14 protein-coding genes are annotated in these 18309 nt (G+C 47.9%); 10 read left to right on the top strand and 4 right to left on the bottom strand.

The genetic code is table 11. The features are described from left to right. The first annotated feature begins 6 nt into the window (after positions 1 to 6). The 3 genes from BLR11_RS03365 (at position 7) to BLR11_RS03355 (ending at position 3857) form a co-directional block, all read left to right on the top strand. Complete coding sequence (locus tag BLR11_RS03365) at positions 7 to 1143, top strand: PucR family transcriptional regulator (protein ID WP_091648189.1); 1137 nt, start codon at positions 7 to 9, stop codon at positions 1141 to 1143. Between the two features lie 179 nt (positions 1144 to 1322). Further along, positions 1323 to 2651 carry an aminotransferase class III-fold pyridoxal phosphate-dependent enzyme gene (locus tag BLR11_RS03360; protein WP_091648187.1) on the top strand — a complete coding sequence of 443 codons (1329 nt, stop codon included), beginning with the start codon at positions 1323 to 1325 and terminating at the stop codon, positions 2649 to 2651. A gap of 117 nt (positions 2652 to 2768) precedes the next feature. After that, complete coding sequence (locus BLR11_RS03355; RefSeq protein ID WP_091648185.1) at positions 2769 to 3857, top strand: iron-containing alcohol dehydrogenase family protein; 1089 nt, start codon at positions 2769 to 2771, stop codon at positions 3855 to 3857. Between the two features lie 175 nt (positions 3858 to 4032). Here BLR11_RS03355 and BLR11_RS03350 read toward each other — a convergent pair whose 3' ends face one another. Both BLR11_RS03350 and BLR11_RS03345 read right to left on the bottom strand, forming a co-directional pair. Further along, positions 4033 to 4359: a transporter substrate-binding domain-containing protein gene (locus BLR11_RS03350; protein ID WP_176762855.1), complete on the bottom strand. Its 327-nt coding sequence runs from the start codon at positions 4357 to 4359 to the stop codon at positions 4033 to 4035. Between the two features lie 65 nt (positions 4360 to 4424). Next, the gene (locus tag BLR11_RS03345) at positions 4425 to 5600 is read right to left on the bottom strand and encodes a pyridoxal phosphate-dependent aminotransferase (protein WP_091648181.1); all 1176 of its coding nucleotides are present in this window, start codon (positions 5598 to 5600) and stop codon (positions 4425 to 4427) included. A gap of 396 nt (positions 5601 to 5996) precedes the next feature. Here BLR11_RS03345 and BLR11_RS03340 point away from each other — a divergent pair, with 396 nt between their 5' ends. Then, the gene (locus BLR11_RS03340) at positions 5997 to 7931 is read left to right on the top strand and encodes a DnaB-like helicase C-terminal domain-containing protein (protein ID WP_176762854.1); all 1935 of its coding nucleotides are present in this window, start codon (positions 5997 to 5999) and stop codon (positions 7929 to 7931) included. Between the two features lie 15 nt (positions 7932 to 7946). Here BLR11_RS03340 and BLR11_RS03335 read toward each other — a convergent pair whose 3' ends face one another. After that, complete coding sequence (locus tag BLR11_RS03335; protein WP_176762853.1) at positions 7947 to 10565, bottom strand: 3'-5' exonuclease; 2619 nt, start codon at positions 10563 to 10565, stop codon at positions 7947 to 7949. A 172-nt stretch (positions 10566 to 10737) separates the two neighbouring features. On the opposite strand from BLR11_RS03335, the gene BLR11_RS03330 reads away from it, so the two are divergent. The 6 genes from BLR11_RS03330 to gpmI all read left to right on the top strand — a co-directional run bounded on the left by BLR11_RS03330 (position 10738) and on the right by gpmI (position 17279). After that, positions 10738 to 11736, top strand: coding sequence for a nucleoid-associated protein (locus BLR11_RS03330; protein ID WP_091648176.1), 999 nt, complete (start codon positions 10738 to 10740; stop codon positions 11734 to 11736). A gap of 141 nt (positions 11737 to 11877) precedes the next feature. Next, entirely contained in the window at positions 11878 to 12471 is a 594-nt protein-coding gene (locus BLR11_RS03325; RefSeq protein ID WP_091648175.1) for a hypothetical protein, read from the top strand. Between the two features lie 15 nt (positions 12472 to 12486). Next, positions 12487 to 13242 (top strand): YdcF family protein, encoded by a 756-nt coding sequence (locus BLR11_RS03320; protein ID WP_091648173.1) that lies wholly within the window; start codon positions 12487 to 12489, stop codon positions 13240 to 13242. A 154-nt stretch (positions 13243 to 13396) separates the two neighbouring features. Beyond that, positions 13397 to 14482, top strand: coding sequence for a type I glyceraldehyde-3-phosphate dehydrogenase (gap, locus tag BLR11_RS03315; protein WP_091648171.1), 1086 nt, complete (start codon positions 13397 to 13399; stop codon positions 14480 to 14482). Positions 14483 to 14694: 212 nt separating this feature from the next. Further along, the gene (gene gap, locus BLR11_RS03310; protein ID WP_091648170.1) at positions 14695 to 15732 is read left to right on the top strand and encodes a type I glyceraldehyde-3-phosphate dehydrogenase; all 1038 of its coding nucleotides are present in this window, start codon (positions 14695 to 14697) and stop codon (positions 15730 to 15732) included. Positions 15733 to 15749: 17 nt separating this feature from the next. Next, positions 15750 to 17279 carry a 2,3-bisphosphoglycerate-independent phosphoglycerate mutase gene (gpmI, locus tag BLR11_RS03305; RefSeq protein WP_091648167.1) on the top strand — a complete coding sequence of 510 codons (1530 nt, stop codon included), beginning with the start codon at positions 15750 to 15752 and terminating at the stop codon, positions 17277 to 17279. Between the two features lie 82 nt (positions 17280 to 17361). On the opposite strand, the gene BLR11_RS03300 is transcribed toward gpmI, so the two are convergent. Beyond that, complete coding sequence (locus tag BLR11_RS03300) at positions 17362 to 18252, bottom strand: LysR family transcriptional regulator (protein WP_091648307.1); 891 nt, start codon at positions 18250 to 18252, stop codon at positions 17362 to 17364. Between the last annotated feature and the right edge of the window lie 57 nt (positions 18253 to 18309).

Genomic DNA, 18309 nt, shown 5'->3' with positions numbered 1-18309 from the left:
GTAATTATGGGAGTTTCCATTGAGTATTTATATGAAAAGAGCTCGCATCTTTATCGCATGGAGCTCATAGGCGGCAAAAGCGGGGTGGATCATCCTGTCGAATGGATACACATGCTGGAAAGTCCCGATTCGGCTTTTTTTCTTCACGGCGGCGAACTGGTATTTACGACAGGGGTTATGAACAAGGGCGAAGCCTGGCTGGTTGATTTTGTCCGGCAGCTGCATCTGCATGGCGGAGCCGGTGTCGTTTTCAATATAGGACCGTATATCAAAAAGGTGCCGCAGGAGGCGGTGCGCTATTGTGATGAACATGCGTTTCCCTTATTCGTACTGCCCTGGAGTGTGCACCTTGTTGATATTACCCGGTATTTATGCCGGTTTATCATTAACGAAGAAAAGCAGCGGCTGAGTATTTTGAACTTATTGCAGCAGATACTGATCATGCCGGAACAAGGAAAATCCATCTGCTTGTCCTTGGAAAATCAAGGATTCAGCGCGGCGGGACGATTTCGGGCAGCCATTATCTGGTCAAAGTCGCGGGAATATGATCAAGATGCCATTATGGCGCTGCTGAAAATGTGGAATAATCATGTTATCGTGTTTTCTTATCATGATGATCTGGTCGTCGTATTGACGGAGGCATCCTATGAAGCAGAACGGCGGATTACGGAGGAATTGTATGCCTATCTGACCAGCCGGGTGAAAAAGGTCTGCATCAGCATCGGCGCGGCGGTTTCCCATATTACGGAACTTTCCTGCAGCTATGCGCAGGCACATACGATCGTGCATCTGGCGTGCAAAAAAGGAAAGCATATCTTTTTCTATGAAGAACTGGGAATCTACAAGCTCCTGCTCGAGGGGAACAACCCGGCCCTTCTGCAGGATTATTATAATGAAGTATTGGGAGCGCTGGAGACACACGATGCCATGCACAATGCCAATTTAACCGATACGTTATATTACTATTTGATGCACGATTGTAATGTAAAAGAAACGGCGGCACATGAATATGTACACCGGAACACCATCATGTATAAACTCAATAAGATCGGCAGTATTATTGGAATGGATATTGCAGTGGAGGAAAACAAATTAGCGATTCTCATGGCATTTAAAATCCGAGATATTGAATTTCAAAAGTAAAATCCGGTGATGTCCGCATAGTGCACGTGCACAATAAAGTCGAGGAATTGACTAATTGTATTGCCTCTGGACAATGCTATAATGAAGATACAGAAAAAAAGCAATGGTGCTGTCGTGCTAGATGGTTCCGTTGTTTTTTTATTTTATGTATTTCATTATATTTAAGGGGTGACGGGGATATGACCGGACAGGAAATCAAAGAAATGGATTTGCAATATAATCTGCATTCGTGGGCGAAGCAAGGTTCTTTACATCCCATGGTTATTACTAAGGCGGAAGGAATCTATTTGTGGGATAGTGACGGCAAACGATACATGGATATGTCGTCAGAATTGGTCAACTCTAATGTGGGACATGGCAATCGGGATATTATAGAAGCCATTAAGAAACAAGCCGACCTCTTTTGCTTTTTATCACCGGCTTTCGCGCTGGAACCGAGAGCCAAGCTGGCTAAGATGGTCATTGACCGCATGCCGGATACGATGGGAAAGGTGTTTTTTACGAACGGTGGTGCCGATGCTAACGAAAACGCCATTAAAATTGCCAGAATGTATACGGGACGGCATAAGATCATGAGCCGGTACCGCAGTTATCACGGGTCCTCCTTCGGCGCCGGGAATATTACGGGTGAACCGCGGCGGTATGCCTTGGAACCGGGCATTCCGGGATTTGTGAAATTTTTTGATCCGTATGTGTATCGTGAAGCCGTTTCGTTTGCCAGTGAAGAAGAAGCAACACGCTTTTATATCACTAAATTACGGGAACAGGTACAGTATGAAGGACCGGACAGCATTGCGGCTATCGTGATGGAAACGGTAACAGGTTCTAACGGCATCATTATCCCGCCGAAGGGGTATCTGCCAGGCGTACGCAAGATTTGTGATGATTACGGTATCATGATGATTTGTGATGAAGTAATGGGCGGCTGGTGCCGGACGGGTAAAATGTTTGCCTTCGAAAATTTCGATGTCAAGCCGGATATTGTGTCCTTTGCCAAGGGTATTACCTGCGGCTATGTGCAATTGGGCGGCGTAGCGGTATCCAAGAAGATTGCGGCCTTCTTTGATGATCATGTGTTATCCTGCGGCTTGACGTACAGCGGCCATCCGCTGGCTTGTGCTGCGGGTATTGCCTGCTTGAATTATTATGATACGGCGCATATTCTGGAACACGTAAACGAAGTCGGGGCCGTGCTGGGAGAGATAGAAGAAGGATTGAAGGAAAAGCATGCCTGTGTCGGCGATGTCCGGTATATCGGCTTGTGGTCGGCGATCGAACTGGTCAAAGATAAAGCGACTAAGGAAGCATTGGTGCCGTACGGAAAAGATCCTGACGGTGTCATGTCGGCCATCATTAAAAAACTTCTTGCTAAAGGCTTTTTCACTTATTCTCATGAAAATATTATTATGGTGGCACCGCCGCTTATTATTACAGAGGAACAGCTGCGGGAAGCCATGGCGATCATGGACGACGTATTATGTGAAGTCGATGCGATGATCGCCTTGTAAGTGCAATCGGATAGTTTTTGAAATATACACAAAGCATCCTAAAAAGAGGTATCTGCGCAGGTAGATATCTCTTTTTGGAAATTTTCTATATACTTATTACTGCATGGAGATGATCGTATGTTTACGTATGAAATGCCGACAACATTATTTTTTGGCAGAGATTGCATTGCCCAGTCCGGAGCGGCACTGGCACGGCTCGGAAAAAAAGCACTTTTGGTGACGGGCCGTCATTCTGCCAAAGTGAATGGGTCACAGCAGGCTGTTGTCGATGTGCTGGAGGCACTGCATATTTCCTGGGTCGTATTTGATGAAGTGGAAAGCAATCCGTCCATTGAAACGGTACGCCGCGCTGCCGCCATAGGCAGAGCGGAACAGGTGGAGTTTGTGGTGGCTATCGGCGGCGGCTCGCCGATGGATGCCGGGAAAGTCATTGCTTTATTATGTACCAACGAGTTGGACGACACACAGCTTTTTACCGGGCCCTACAACAACGCGCTGCCTATTGTTGCCGTCCCGACGACCGCCGGAACGGGAAGCGAAGTGACCAAAGCGGCGATACTCACGAATCCACACGCAGGGACCAAACAATCCGTAGCAGATCCGCTTATTTTCCCGACGCTGTCCTTCGCAGATCCGGCGTTTACCCTGGGCGTTTCGGAGTCGGTTACCGTGGATACGGCTATCGACGCCGTATCGCATGCGGTGGAAGGGTATATGGCCCGCACGGCGACGCCGGTCAGTGATGTATGGGCGGAAGAAGCAATGCGTTTTCTGGGTTCCCAGCTGCCGGCATTGGGCGGACCGCTGACCTATGATGCCCGGGAGGACCTGATGTACGGCTCGACGCTGGCAGGTATCGTCATTGCCCAGACCGGCACGACCTTGATCCATGGCATGGGTTATCCGCTGACCTATTATAAAGGGCTGACACATGGCCGGGCCAATGGGATACTATTTCCCCAGTATATGAAATACATGAGCGAAACGATGCCGGATAAAGTCGATACGATCTGGGAACTTTTGGACGTGAGCGGGCTGGCGGAATTCACGGCGCTCATGAAACAACTGATGCCGGATACGGTGGTACTTACCCAAGAAGAAATCGACCAATTTACAAAATTGACGATGCCGACTAAAGCAGTGCAGCATACCTCCTATGATGTAACCGCGGAACTGGTCGCTCATATTTACGGTACATTAGGCTGATCGCAAGGAGGAGAACCTCCGCGATACTGTTGCAGTTCGCTGGTTTACGGGAATTTTTTATATATTTCCTTTATATATGTACATGGCAGACAGCCGGAAATCGTTGTATCTATACCCCAATAGATACAACGATTTCCGGCTGTCTTTGCGTATGGGATGCTATAGAGTGAAGGAGTTACTCTTCCCCTTCTCCGTGGAAATCTACTAAATCATTTTTCTTTATCAGGGATTCGAGTTCTCCCGAAGCCTTCATCTGCTGGATGACTTTATTTAGCTCCTGCAGCAGGGCATTGTTGTCTTTGCGTACGGCAATGCCATAGTCCTGCGGCGCAAATTTTTCTGGCAGGATCATCATGTCCGGCGTTTTCATACTATTCAGGATGGAAGAGTCCGTGCTGTAAGCCGCGGCACGTCCGGAACTCATGGCCGACAGGCTTTCCGTGTTCGTTGGGAATTCTGTGAATTTCAGTTTGATGTTGGCTTTTTTTGCATATAAAAACAACGGCGCTTTGATTTCCCCTCAGATACAAAGCGTCGTTGCTCTTGCTGTGTTATAAAAATATGTGCTTACCGTGCTTCTACGGCGGCTTTCATCCGCCGGCAGGCTTCTTTGATGATGTCTAAACTGGCTGCATAGGACATCCGCAGATACGTGTTTCCGCAAGCGGAGCCAAAGACATTTCCCGGGACTAAGGCTACATGGGCGTTTTTCATGAAAAAGTCGGAGGCCTCCTGGGCACTCAGGTGCAATGCCTGTATATCTATCCAAGCATAGAAAGCACCTGTGGGTTTGGGACAAGAGAGTCCGTCTATTTCATTTATGGCTTGAAATACATAATCCCGTCTTTTTTTATATTCTGCCTGCATGTGTGCGATCGATTCATCTTCTTCCTGCAGTGCCGTAACACACGCGTCTTGAATAAAGCCGGGAAGGCAGCTGGAGCCGTAGCTGTGTATCGCGGTTACCGCTTCGATGAGCGCCGGCGAACTGGCCACATACCCGACACGCCAGCCGGTCATGGAGTATATCTTGGAAAAGCCGTTCAAGGTAAGCGTCCGTTCTTTCATGCCCGGCAGTGCCGCGATGCTGGGAGCTTCCAGATCATCATATAGAATGCGGTTATATATTTCATCGGCAACAACATAAAAGTCATATTTTTGGGCAAGGGCGGCAATTTTTTCCAAGGTTTCCCTAGTTAGGACCGTGCCTGTCGGATTATGCGGAGTAATCAAGACCAGCACCTTTGTTTTTGCCGTTATACGCTGTTCCAATTCTTCTGTTGAAAGTTGAAAATCATTGTCGGCCTGCAGACTGTATTCTACGATGCCAGCTTTAAGCATATGACAGATGCCGTTGTAAGAAGGCCAGCAGGGATCGGGCAGCAGGACTTCGTCGCCTTCTTCGACCAATGCGTTCAATACGTCATACACCGCTTCGGATAAGCCGGAGGTTACGACGATTTCATCGGCTGTATACGACAGCTGGTACTCTTTGGCGAGGTTACCGGCGATGGCGGTGCGGAGATTCAGCTGGCCTTGCGTCGGCGTATACGAGGTGTTGCCGCTGCGCAGGCTTTGTATACAGGCTTCTTTGATATAGTCCGGCGTATCGAAATCAGGACGGCCGCTGGTCATATAGATCATGTCGCTGGCGCCCTCTTGTTCCATTTTTTTTGCTTTTTCCGTAACGATGCCGATTCCCTTTGGCGGCATATGATCAAGCAGTGACGATAATTTTTTCATGTACTTGTTTCCCCCTCCACATACAAAAAGACGCCGTGATTCCCCTAAATCACAGCGTCTTTGCCTATAAATTTATACATTTGATTTTTCTATTATAAAGGGACTTTTGTGCAGTGTCAACAGATGTTATATATAAGTATTCCATGGTGGCAGGCTTAACATAGACACTGTCAGTGTCAAAAATGATAGCATAAAAGCTTTTTTGTTTTGTGTGATATATTCACGTTTTTATGTGGTGTATTTGGCCGTTGCGCGATATAATACTATGTGTATAGCCAAAAAGCAGCTGTTTTTAGGTCGCCGCCGGACGGAACTCGTACCCGGCAATTGATGCAGAAGAAACAGGCAGGGAAGGGACCGGCGTTTTTAAATACAGCATACATGGGAGGTTTTTTTATGAAGCGGGATGCGGCAGTGGAGTTTATTCGCGGACAGTTGGGACAGTATTTGAAAAATCGCGGGATTAGTACGAGTGATTCGTTTCCGTGTTTGAATCCACTTCATGCGGAAAAAGAAATTCAATCGATGCGGTTTAATGAAAAGCGGAACAGAGTACATTGTTTTGGCTGCGGTGTAGATTATGATATTTTTGATGTGATTCGCGTGTTGGAGGATATATCCGACAGAGAAGCCGTTTTTCGGCGGGCTTGCGAGCTTTTTGACGTGGTAGTGGATGAAGATGAACAAACTGTTCCCGAAGCATGGCCTCTCTATGAGGGACTGCGGGAACGGCGTGAGGCTATGATGCGGCGCCGCGGCGCTGTAGATTATACGGAGTATTTCAAGGCGTGTGCCAAGCGTATAGGGGAAATAAACTATCTGCATCAGCGGGGGTTAAGTGATGAGATTATTCAGTGGGCCGGGCTCGGCTATGATCCCAATTATACGCGGGGGACAGGCGGCAAGGTCTGGAAAGCTGTCATTATCCCTAAAAATAAATCGGGATTTATCGCTCGCAATACAGATACGGCATCGAACGAACGGTATCGCAAAACTGGCCCGAATTCGATTTATAATGCGATTGCCATCAAAAATGCCCAGCAGCCCGTATTCGTCGTGGAGGGCGAACTCGATGCGCTGAGCATTATGGAAGTCGGCGGAGATGCGGTGGCCTTGGGTACGACCTCTAATATCAACAAGTTTATTGAATTGCTGAAGACGTGCCGTCCCAAGCATCCACTGCTTATTGCCATGGATAACGATTCCCAGGGCCGGTCTGCGTCCCGAGAACTGCAGATCGCCTTGAAGCAGATGAATATTCCCTTTTATTGTGTCAACTTGACGGGACCGTATAAGGATGCCAGTGAGGCGTTGGTAGAAGCACGGGATGGGTTCCGGACGATCGTGGTGGAGAATGAAAGTATCGAGGAACCGGCGCGGGAGGTCGACAAAGAAGGATATTTGCAAAATAGTATGCTGAATCATATACCGTCTTTCATTCGTGCCATCAATACCAGCGTCCATGCTTCCATTATACCTACAGGGTTTGCCAAGTTGGATGCAGTGCTGGACGGCGGCCTGTATGAAGGACTGTATATTATCAGTGCCGCCGGTTCGCTGGGAAAGACGACGTTTGTGCTGCAGATGGCCGACCAAATTGCGGCAGGCAAAGGAGAGCATGCCGAAAAGGGCGGCTCCGATGTCATTTTCTTTTCTCTGGAGACCGGCCGGTCCGCGTTAATGGCTAAGAGTATTTCCCGCATTACCTTTGAAAAGGCCATGCAGCAGTCGGCGGAGGCCAAACTGGCCAAGACGGCGCGGGCTATCAGCACGGGCCGCCGGTATACCTCTTATGATCAAGAAGAGATAGATTTGATCAATGCCGCGATTGAAACGTATAAAACATATGCCGGTCATGTGTATATCAGTGAAGGCTTGGGGGATATCGGAGTAGAAGATATCCGGAAAATGGTGGACAAGCATATCCGTTTTACCGGCCGCCGCCCCGTGGTGATCGTCGATTATATTCACCGGCTGTCGCCGTATGATGAACGGATGAACGATCGGCAGAATACCAATAAGGCCGTATTGGAATTGAAGCGGATCAGCCGGGATTTCAAGGTCCCTGTGGTTGCTGTTTCCGGGGTAGACAGTGTAGACGGCGGTACCTATGCGTATGCTTCTCCCGGTGAGATAAAGGAACTTGGGGCCATCGAACATTCCAGTGATGTGCTCATCAGCATGCAGCTGGCCGGAGAGACCTATAACGACATAGAGAGCGCACATCCCATTCGCAGCATTGAGCTGGCCATATTGAAAAACCGCTACGGGAAGTCCGGGGATACGTTGTCTTACCGATATCATACGATGTACAACTGTTTTGAAGAATAGATGCCGGCGTCTGGATCATTCGTAGTCGGTATAGATACTGGGCAGGGTATTTAAAAACTGACTTTGTGTGTGTTCTGTATTGCGGCTTTGCTGGCACCAGGTGATGGATAATTTCTTCTTGGCCCGGGTCACGGCTACGTAAAAGAGACGTTTTTCTTCATCCAGGTCGTTGGTTTTTAAGGCGAACCCTGTTGGGAAAGTGCCTTGCTGCATGCCGGCAAGGAAGACATAGTCAAATTCGCTGCCTTTGGCCTGATGGATGGTGATGATCGGTATTTTTGGCTTTTTAGCGAGCAGCATATCCAGTTCCGTATTGGATAACGCAGTGTAGGTAAGCAGACTGAGCAGGGCATCATGAGACGTTTGGCCGGGGATATCCTGTTCTTTGGCCTTGCGGTAAAGAGAACGCAAATTTTCTACCCGGTTTTCTTCTCCTTTTTTTTCGTAATAGGTGACAATGCCGGTGGTTTTAATGACTTCAAAGAGAAAATCACAGGGACGCAGGACCGCTGCTTTTTGCCGCAGCGCCTGCAGAACCGCGGCTGCCGGCTTGAATTTTTCCAGGTATTTTTCCGTATAGGCCCGGCGTACTGCCGCTGTCGGGCGAATATCGTGAGATACGGCATACCATAGCAGCTCCGCTGTTGCCAGAATATCGTCGGCAGCATCATGAGATGAGCGATGGGTCACGTGGAAATACCGGCCCAAGTATTCCAGTGTATGATTTTTTAAATTGGGATGGAAACGGCGGAATATATCCAGTGTATCGTAATAGGTAAGATACTGTGGCTGCGCCATGTGCAGCCGGCCCAGATAACTTTTGAGAATATGGATATCATAGGAAACGTTGTGTCCTACGAGTACGGCTCCCTGTATAAAAGAAAGAAAGGCGGCTAATACGGTTTCCGGTTCTTCTCCCTGCTGCTGCAGTTGTTCATCGGTAAAATGGTGGATCCACACGGAATCACCGACGGTTGTTTTATCCTTTAACTTGAGCAAGTGCATGAATTTTTCTTTTATGTTTCCTGTTTTGTCAAGACGGATACCGGCTATTTGAATGATTTCATCGGTTAGGGTATCAACACCCGTAGATTCTACGTCAAAGACAACGATGTTTTCTTTCTCCAGTTCTTGTTCCAGTACGGCAAAGGCATCTTTCTGGTTCAGCGTAGAGGAATCCAGATAATCTGTAAGGCGGATGCCGGCCTTTTTCCAGTCTTCGGAGGCAATGGTTTGGAGTGCGGCGCTGCCGATGCCCGGAACAAATCGCTTTATGATACGCGTCATACTGATTGTGTCATGGGGATTGATGCTTACTTTGGCAAAAGCCAGCACATCTTTTATTTCCTGGCGGCGGAAGAATTTGAATTCGTCGACGAGCATAAAGTCCAGGGGTGCGGTTTCTGTATGCTGTCGATTCAGAAAATCCAATTGCTGGCTGAGCTGCCTGTTGTATCGGTTAACGCGTGTGAGAATACAGATTTTAGATAGTATGGCGGGATCTTCGGAAAGGCTGCGGATTTCCTGTATGCGGCGATAGATCCAGCGGGCTTCCTCGGTAATATTGCGGCAGGATTTGATCGTGATCCGGCTGCCGATTGTTTGTTCCGGGGGTGTTTCCGGATCCTTGGTATACATCGCGGTGACCGTTTCGGAACCAAATAAATTTTTCAGGCAGTCTGCGGCAGCGTGCAGCAGCGTCTGCGTGGAACGGTAGTTTTTGTTGAACAGGATGCAGCGCGGATCATAGTCTGCTTTGAAACTGGCGAGTATGGCCTTGGGATGGGACCCGCGCCATTCATATACGGTTTGAAAATAGTCGCCGCAAAGCAGTATCCTATTGTGTCCGAAAATCGAAGCGAGAATATGATATTCCAGCTCGCTCGTGTCTTGGACTTCATCAATATTGATATACGTGAAGCGGTTCTGCCAGGTCGTGCGAATCGTTTCGTTTTTGAAGCATTCATAGGCGGTAATGATGAGATCGTTGAAATCAAGACCGTGTGTATCACGGAGAGCGGCATTATAGGTCATGACGAAGGTTTCGCCGGAGGTTTTCAGCAGGGTATACAGTCCTTCGTCCAGCGTGTGCCGGGAAGCAGCGCATATTTCACGCAGGCGTGCTTCCTTTTCGACATACAGGCGGGCAATGGTCTGCTGATAGTCATGGGCGGCATCCTCCGAGTAATAGTCATAGGCGGGCCGGCTTTCTTTGACGAGGTCGATGAAGCTTTGCAGGGCATGCACGGCATAGTCCGGATATAGGGAGGCGATGATTTCCTTGCAGTCCTCTTCATCGAAGATCATATAGTCCGCATATAGATCGGAGTGCCGTTTTGCTTCCGAGCGGACGACGTCGGAGCAGAAACTATGAAAGGTGCGCACTACGACGCGGGTACCGTTTTCGCGGACACAGGATATAATGCGTTCCCGCATTTCACGACAGGCTTTATTGGTGAAGGTGAGACACAGAATTTCCTCCGGTTTGGCACGTCCCGATTCGATGCCGTAAGCAACCCGATAGGCCAGCGTATTGGTTTTGCCGGTACCGGCAGAGGCGATGAGCAGGATGTTGCGGTCCCATTCTTCTACTACTTGGCGCTGGGCAGGGTTTAATTGAGACAGATCAAGCATAGTATAACACTTCCTTTTCGGTTCCTTGGGGCAGGACTTGTATATACCATCTATCATACCATACTTGTCCCTGTGCGTGCAGGGTGGTGCTGCGGCAAATGCGGCACATTTTTTTTCTTGCATGATAGCGGTTTCCGGTGGTATACTGCCTTAGGCAGAGGTGATTTTTATTATGATGATTCGCAAAGGAATTCTCCATATTTTGGATTTTAATTCAGGCGTGTGTATTTTATCGCAGGAAGAACTGGATTTTTCTCGTGGAGAGGTAGATATATTTTTAGAGAAACATATAGAACGGGCGCAGAATGATTCCGCCAGCCAAACGGGTATTTTTTATGAGTCCAGTCCGTTTAAACTGCGCTTGCAGCAGTATAGGAGCGAGCAGATGGAGTTTGCTTCCTTTACGGCGGAGGTGGCAAATACGCTGTATGAAGGACTGTCGGGGAGCGAGGAGACGGCGTCGGTTGATCTGGTGGTGGTTGATTATACGGATAATGATATCCCGTATGTGGCGGTATTGCTGTTAGGGCATAAGACGGCGTATACGCATGAAGTGAACCGGACGGACGGCAGGATCTCCAATCAGCTTATCCGCCATTTTGCTATTTTGCCTAATGTGACACAGAAGATAGAGTCCTATGCAGTCATTCGGTGCGATGATTTGTCGATCCGCTTATTTGATAAGAAACGGATCATAGACGGGCAAGAGGTGTTTGTTCTGGCAGACCGTGTATTGCAGTGCACGACGCAGATCTCGGCTAAAGATGCTATTAAAAAAGTCAATCAAACGGTCGGCAAGGTGGCAAAGGAATATGGGGCTAATTCCGCGGTAGCGCTTTCCAAGGCGAAAAGTTATATTATGGAGAACGCAGCCGTATCTGATGGATTTTCTCCGGTGGCATTGGGAAAAGAAGTATTTTCCGATTCCCGCGAGATGCAGCAGGCTTTTGAAACCCAGGTGGCAGAGGAAAAACTGCCGGTTGATGTGAAGGTAGAAAAGCAGGTTGCCGTCAAGACCGGAAAAAATCATAAAATCAAGACGGATACCGGAATCGAAGTTATATTTCCGGCAGCTTATTTTGAAAATCAGGAATATATCGAATTTGTTAATAATCCCAATGGGACTATTTCCATCGAAATCAAAAATATCGGCAAAATCACGGATAAATAGCATACGGCAAAACGGCGGATTTTTCTCAGAAATCTGCCGTCTTTTTTCGTGCTGGTGCTGTAGCAAAATATACGATATACTATAGATGATATGTAAAATTTGCGGAGTATTGTATACAGCATAGAAAAGGGTGATCATAACATGAAGCGAATGATGCGGGTATGGGTATTTTTGGTTATATTGGTTTGCGGAGCGGTGTATGTTTCAGCGGCGGCTTCGGACACCGGCGGTGTTCGAGGGGTTGTTACCTGGAAGTACAGTAAGTTTATACGGGAACGGGGATATAATGGTGTTTCTCAGGGCGGACTGAATCTCAATGCACTGCGGGATAAGGAATATGCCAAGCCCCGGGGCGATGTGGGGGCTAAAATAGAATTGATTCCTGTCACCTTCAACAAAAACAGCATTACTGATGTTCAAGAACGGCTCTGGTACAGCTCGAACCTGCCGCCGGAAGGAACCCATATTTTCTTTGTAGAGGCAGATAATGCCGGATATTATGAAATCAACGATGTTCCGGCTGGGGAATACATGCTGTTTATTGTGTCTGCCAAGGCCAGGGCGTATTATGCCTATCCGGAGAATGAGGTACTTCAGTATATCCGCAATTGGGATTATTTCAACGCCTTTGTTCTTGACGGCAATGAATATTCTCTGCGCCGGATCACGATACAAAAGGGACAGAACCTTACGGTGAATCGTGAATTTGAATATACCGTACGGCGTGACTATTAACTATAGGAGTAGAACATGCTTTTTCTGATTAAATGGATATATGCCTGGTTGCTGCCTATCGGGTGCATTGCAGCGGCTTTGGTGTTTTTGACGATATATTTATATTGGCGCCGGTCACCGGGGCGGAAACCGCTGCTGGTGATTACCGTATTGTTGTATGCTTTGTCGGTGCAGCCCGTTTCCAATATGCTCATGAAGCCTTTGGAAAACAGCTATGCACCGCCGCACACCGTACAGGGAGATGTCATCATCCTGCTGGGCGGCGGCACACGCGCCGGCGTTCCTGATTTTGACGGAACCGGACAGGTAGGCTCGGCGGCGGCTAATCGATTTTTGACGGCAGTGCGGATGCAGCGTAAACTGGATCTGCCGATATTGCTTTCGGGCGGCGCGGTTTTTTCCTATGATGCCGGCGAAGCGGAAATCGATAAGCGCATGCTTCTTTCCCTGGGGGTGGCGGAGGATAGGATCTTTCTGGATAATCAGAGTCGCAATACTGCGGAAAATGCCCGGTTTTCCAAAGACATCTGCACAGAACAAGGATGGAAGCATCCTATTGTGATCACCAGTGCATTTCATATGCCGCGGTCTGTTGTGTTTTTTAAACGGGCGGGCATGGATATTACTCCGTATCCCTGCGATTATTATACAGATGAGCCATATCATTGGTCGGCGTTTTCCGTTATCCCGAATTCGTTTACGTTATATACTTCGTGTTTGGCTATAAAAGAATATGTAGGCATCGCTGCCGCAAAAACAGGTCTGCAATAAGGCCTGTTTTTTTTTCAATTTTTCTATTTATTTATTGGGACAACATTTGTCCATGGCATTGCATTAAACTACCCAGAGTGGCATAATGGCATTGTAAGAACGATGAAATTAAAAATTCCATGTTGTTCATTTATTTTTCAAAGGAGTGTACGATATGATTAGAGTAGGTATTAATGGGTTTGGCCGTATTGGTCGGTTTGTTTTCCGTGCAGCACAATCTCGTGATGATATTGAAATTGTAGGTATCAATGATTTGTGCCCTGTCGATTACATGGCTTATATGCTCAAATATGATACTATGCACGGCCGGTTTGAAGGTACTGTCGAAGCAGATATGAAAAACAGCCGGTTAATTGTCAACGGCAAGGCGATTCGCGTAACGGCGGAAATGGATCCGGCCAATCTTAAATGGGACGAAGTCGGAGCGGACTATGTTGTAGAATCTACCGGCCGGTTCCTTACGATGGATCTGGCGGAAAAACATTTGCAGGCCGGGGCTAAATATGTAGTATTGTCTGCGCCTTCCAAGCAGGGCAAGGATGGCCGGCAGGCGGATATGTTTGTCTGCGGAGTAAATACGGATTCCTATAAAGGACAGCGTATCGTATCCAATGCTTCCTGTACTACAAATTGCCTGGCTCCTATTGCGAAAGTATTGAATGATGCGTTTGGAATTGCAGACGGCTTGATGACGACCGTTCATTCCACGACGGCTACGCAAAAGACCGTAGATGGTCCGTCCATGAAGGATTGGAGAGGCGGACGTGCCGCGGCCGGTAATATTATTCCTTCTTCGACAGGGGCAGCAAAGGCAGTAGGCAAGGTTATTCCCGAACTGAACGGAAAATTGACGGGGATGTCCATGCGCGTTCCTACGCTGGATGTATCGGTAGTCGATTTGACTGTCAACTTGGCAAAGCCGGCTTCTTATGAAGCGATATGCCAAGCGATGAAGAACGCTTCGGAAGGGGAATTAAAAGGAATTCTCGGCTATACGGATGAAGCCGTTGTTTCTTCCGATTTTCTCGGAACCACGCTGACTTCCATTTTTGATGCTTCCGCCGGGATTGCACTGACGGATACGTTTGTCAAGGTTATTTCCTGGTATGATAATGAAATAGGCTATTCCAACAAGGTATTGGATCTCGTTTCCAAGATGGAAAGCTACAATGCCAAACACAATGATTGTGTAGCAGGCCAATTTGATATGAAAAACGGCGCGGAAAAAGCGGCTGTATAATATATACGCAGATGGGAGCGGCGAGGGAAACTTCGCCGCTTTTTGCTTTTTTCTTTTTGACAAAAGCCGGAATCTTTTTTGTGCGAACCGATTCTTTTGCTGCGGCTGCAGGGGATAAAATTGTATTATTTCTCTTAATGTGCCATAATATCCATAAGAAGTAATCAACACGTTTATTCTTATGTATTTGCAGCAGAAAGAGGTGGCTTATTATGATCAGAGTAGGTATTAATGGGTTTGGGCGTATTGGCCGTTTTGTACTGCGTATGGCGTTGATGCGTGAAAGCATTGAAGTTGTCGCGATCAATGATTTGATGGATGTAGATTATATGGAATACTTGCTCAAATATGATACGATGCACGGACACTTTGACGGTACGGTAGAAGCGGATGTTGCCAATAATTGCCTTATCGTCAACGGGAAAGTGATCCGGATTACACAGGAAAAAGAACCGGAAAAAATCAATTGGGGTGCTGTCGGTGCCGATTATATCGTGGAATCGACGGGGCTTTTCCTGAAAATGGATAAAGCGGAAAAGCATTTGAAGGCGGGTGCCAAGTATGTCATTATGTCCGCACCCTCTAAAAAAGGGGAAGACGGACGGCAGGCGGATATGTTTGTCTGCGGCGTGAATACGGACCGATATCATGGACAGCAGATCGTTTCCAATGCGTCCTGCACGACCAATGGGCTGGCTCCGGTGGCGAAGGTCCTGTACGATAATTTCGGCATCAAAGAAGGTCTCATGACGACTGTCCATTCCATTACAGCTACCCAGAATCCGGTAGACGGCGCTTCGGCTAAGGATTGGCGCTCCGGCCGTGCTGCGTTCGGCAACATTATTCCGGCGGCAACCGGTGCGGCAAAAGCTGTGGGCAAGGTCATTCCCGAATTGGACGGAAAATTGACCGGTATGTCCATGCGGGTGCCGACATTGGATGTTTCCGTCGTAGATTTGACGGTCGTGCTGGAAAATCCGGCACCGTATGAAAAAATCTGCGAGGCCATGAAACGAGCTTCCGAGTCGGGAGCATTGAAGGGTATTTTGGGGTATACGGAAGAGGAAGTCGTATCTTCCGACTTTTTGGGTACGACCACGACCTCTATATTCGACGCGACGGCCGGATTGGCATTGAATGATCATTTTATCAAGGTGGTAGCCTGGTATGACAATGAAGTAGGCTATGCGAATCAGGTCGTGAATCTGATCGAGATCATGGATCGATACAATAGCACTCATCACGAGTAACAAAGGAGAATGAACGAATGACATCAGCGAAAAAACCGATTATGTTAATTATTATGGATGGCTTTGGCTGCAGTTCCCTGCGGGACGGCAATGCCGTAGCACAAGCCGATCTGCAGGTACTGCCTAAGCTCGTACAGACCTATCCGCATGCACAGCTGGAGGCTTCCGGTGAGGCCGTGGGGCTGCCGGAGGGACAGATCGGCAATTCTGAAGTCGGTCATTTAAATATTGGTTCCGGGCGTGTAGTGTATCAGGAATTGACACGCATTACAAGGGATATAAAAGAAGGTACTTTTTTTCAAAAACCGGTTCTCATAGAAGCGATGCAGCAAGCTGTTCGGAATAATAAAGCGCTGCATATTATGGGATTGGTTTCCCCAGGCGGTGTGCACAGCAGTCAGGCACATGTATATGCGCTGCTGGAAATGGCCAAACGATATGGCCTTTCCAAGGTCTATATCCACGCATTCCTGGATGGAAGAGACGTGTTGCCGCGCAGTGCCGGTGCGTATCTGGCGGAACTTGAAGAGAAGTGCAAAGACATAGGAGTCGGCGAAATCGCTACGGTCAGCGGACGATATTATGCGATGGATCGCGATAAGCGGTGGGAACGGGTAGAAAAAGCGTATGCCGCCGTTGCGTTAGGAGAGGGTCCGGAAGCCTCCGATGCGCAGACGGTGCTGCAGCAATCCTATGCTGCCGATGTGTCGGATGAATTTGTTATTCCGACGGTCATTCACAAACATCCGGTCGAAGAGGGAGACAGTGTGATATTTTTCAATTTCCGTCCCGATCGTGCGCGGCAGCTAAGTGAAGCTTTTACTGCAGTGGATTTTCAAGGATTTTCTCGTCCTAAAAAACTGGCAATATATTATGCCACGATGACCCTGTATGAGGAAGGGCTTCCGGCGCATGTCATATATGAAAAAGAAGAACTCACGCATACGCTGGGAGACGTGCTGAGTGCTGCCGGCAAAAAACAGCTGCGTATTGCAGAAACTGAAAAATATGCGCATGTAACATACTTTTTCAATGGCGGCGTAGAAACACCTTTTCCGGGAGAAGACCGTATTCTGGTGCCCTCTCCCAAGGTGGCGACGTATGATCTGCAGCCGGAAATGAATGCCTCTATTGTTACCGACAAGGTTATTGCGTCTGTCGAAACAGGTACCTATGATATGATCATGCTTAACTTTGCCAATGTCGATATGGTAGGCCATACAGGCGTATTTGCCGCGGCAGTCAAAGCAGTGGAAACAGTAGATGCCTGCGTGGGACGCATTGTCGATGCCATGCTTCCGATAGGGGGACAAATCCTGATCATTGCGGATCACGGCAACGCTGAAAAAATGGTCGATCCGGAAAGCGGATCTCCCTATACGGCACATACGACAAACCCCGTGCCATGTATTCTCGTGAGCGGACAGCATCAAGCGGATACACTGGAAAATGGAATTCTGGCAGACGTAGCGCCTACCTTGCTGCATCTGGCAGGAATGGAACAACCGGAGGAAATGACCGGTAAAAATTTACTGATAACAAAATAAAAGAAACTGAAAAGCAGGGACTACCTACACGCGGACAATTAGCCGATGTGTAGGTAGTCCCTGTTTTTGCGTTAAAATGGTATCACTGGGACAGCGGTTCTTTTATCCGCTCCATATAGTGATTCAGAATTTCCAGTGCACTGCGTGTTGCAGCGGAGAGATGGATATGGGTCGCTTTATAGCAAATTCTTGCCGGCGGAGGATCGGATAATTTCTGTATGACAAAACGGCCTGATTTAACAAAGGCACGGGCTGTCGATTGCGGCACGACAGCCCATTGCTTGGCATTGCATAGCAGAGAGTAAATCAGTCCGGCCGTATCTACGGGAATATAGGTATGATCCAACGGATCCCACCACGTATTGTGCCAGGCTTCATAGGCAGGGCCCCAATTCATATACATTTCATCTTTCCGTTGCAGCGAGGCGGGGTCTAGTATATCGGATGCTTTATTTTCCGGTGCGGCATATCGGATCAAGACCATTGTATCGACAAAAAACGGTTCGACCGTGATATTCGGCAGATTTTTTTTCATTTTTACAAAGGCAACGTCTATTTCCCGGCGTTCCAAGGTATCGTACAGTTCCGTGGAATGCTGTGTGCGAAAGCGGAGCGACAGGCGGGGAACATGCTGCATCAAGGCGGTGTACAGCGGCGACAATACATAGGTATTTAGGCTGTTGGAGCCGCCGATGGTCAGTCGTAATTGCGGTCCGACAGCTTGCAGTACTTCTGTATCTTGTTTTAATATGCGCCAGCGTTCGGCAATGACAGCAAAATTCTCCCCAAACGGAGTTAATTCTATGGTATGCGTTCCTTTGCTGCGTGCGATCAGTGTTCCGCCCATTTCCTCCTCGAGCATTTTCAGACGGTAACTGACGGTCGCCTGCGTTACATTCAACCGTTCCGCCGCTTTATTCAAACTGTGAACTTGCATAATAGCCAGAAAGGCTTCTATTCCGGCAGCATTCATATATATCCCTCCTGATATATAAAATAATTCTATATGATATACATAAAATATTTGTTT

The organism is Megasphaera paucivorans (genome assembly GCF_900103535.1).
GTDB lineage: Bacteria > Bacillota > Negativicutes > Veillonellales > Megasphaeraceae > Megasphaera_A > Megasphaera_A paucivorans.
This window is presented reverse-complemented; position numbering and strand designations above follow the sequence as displayed.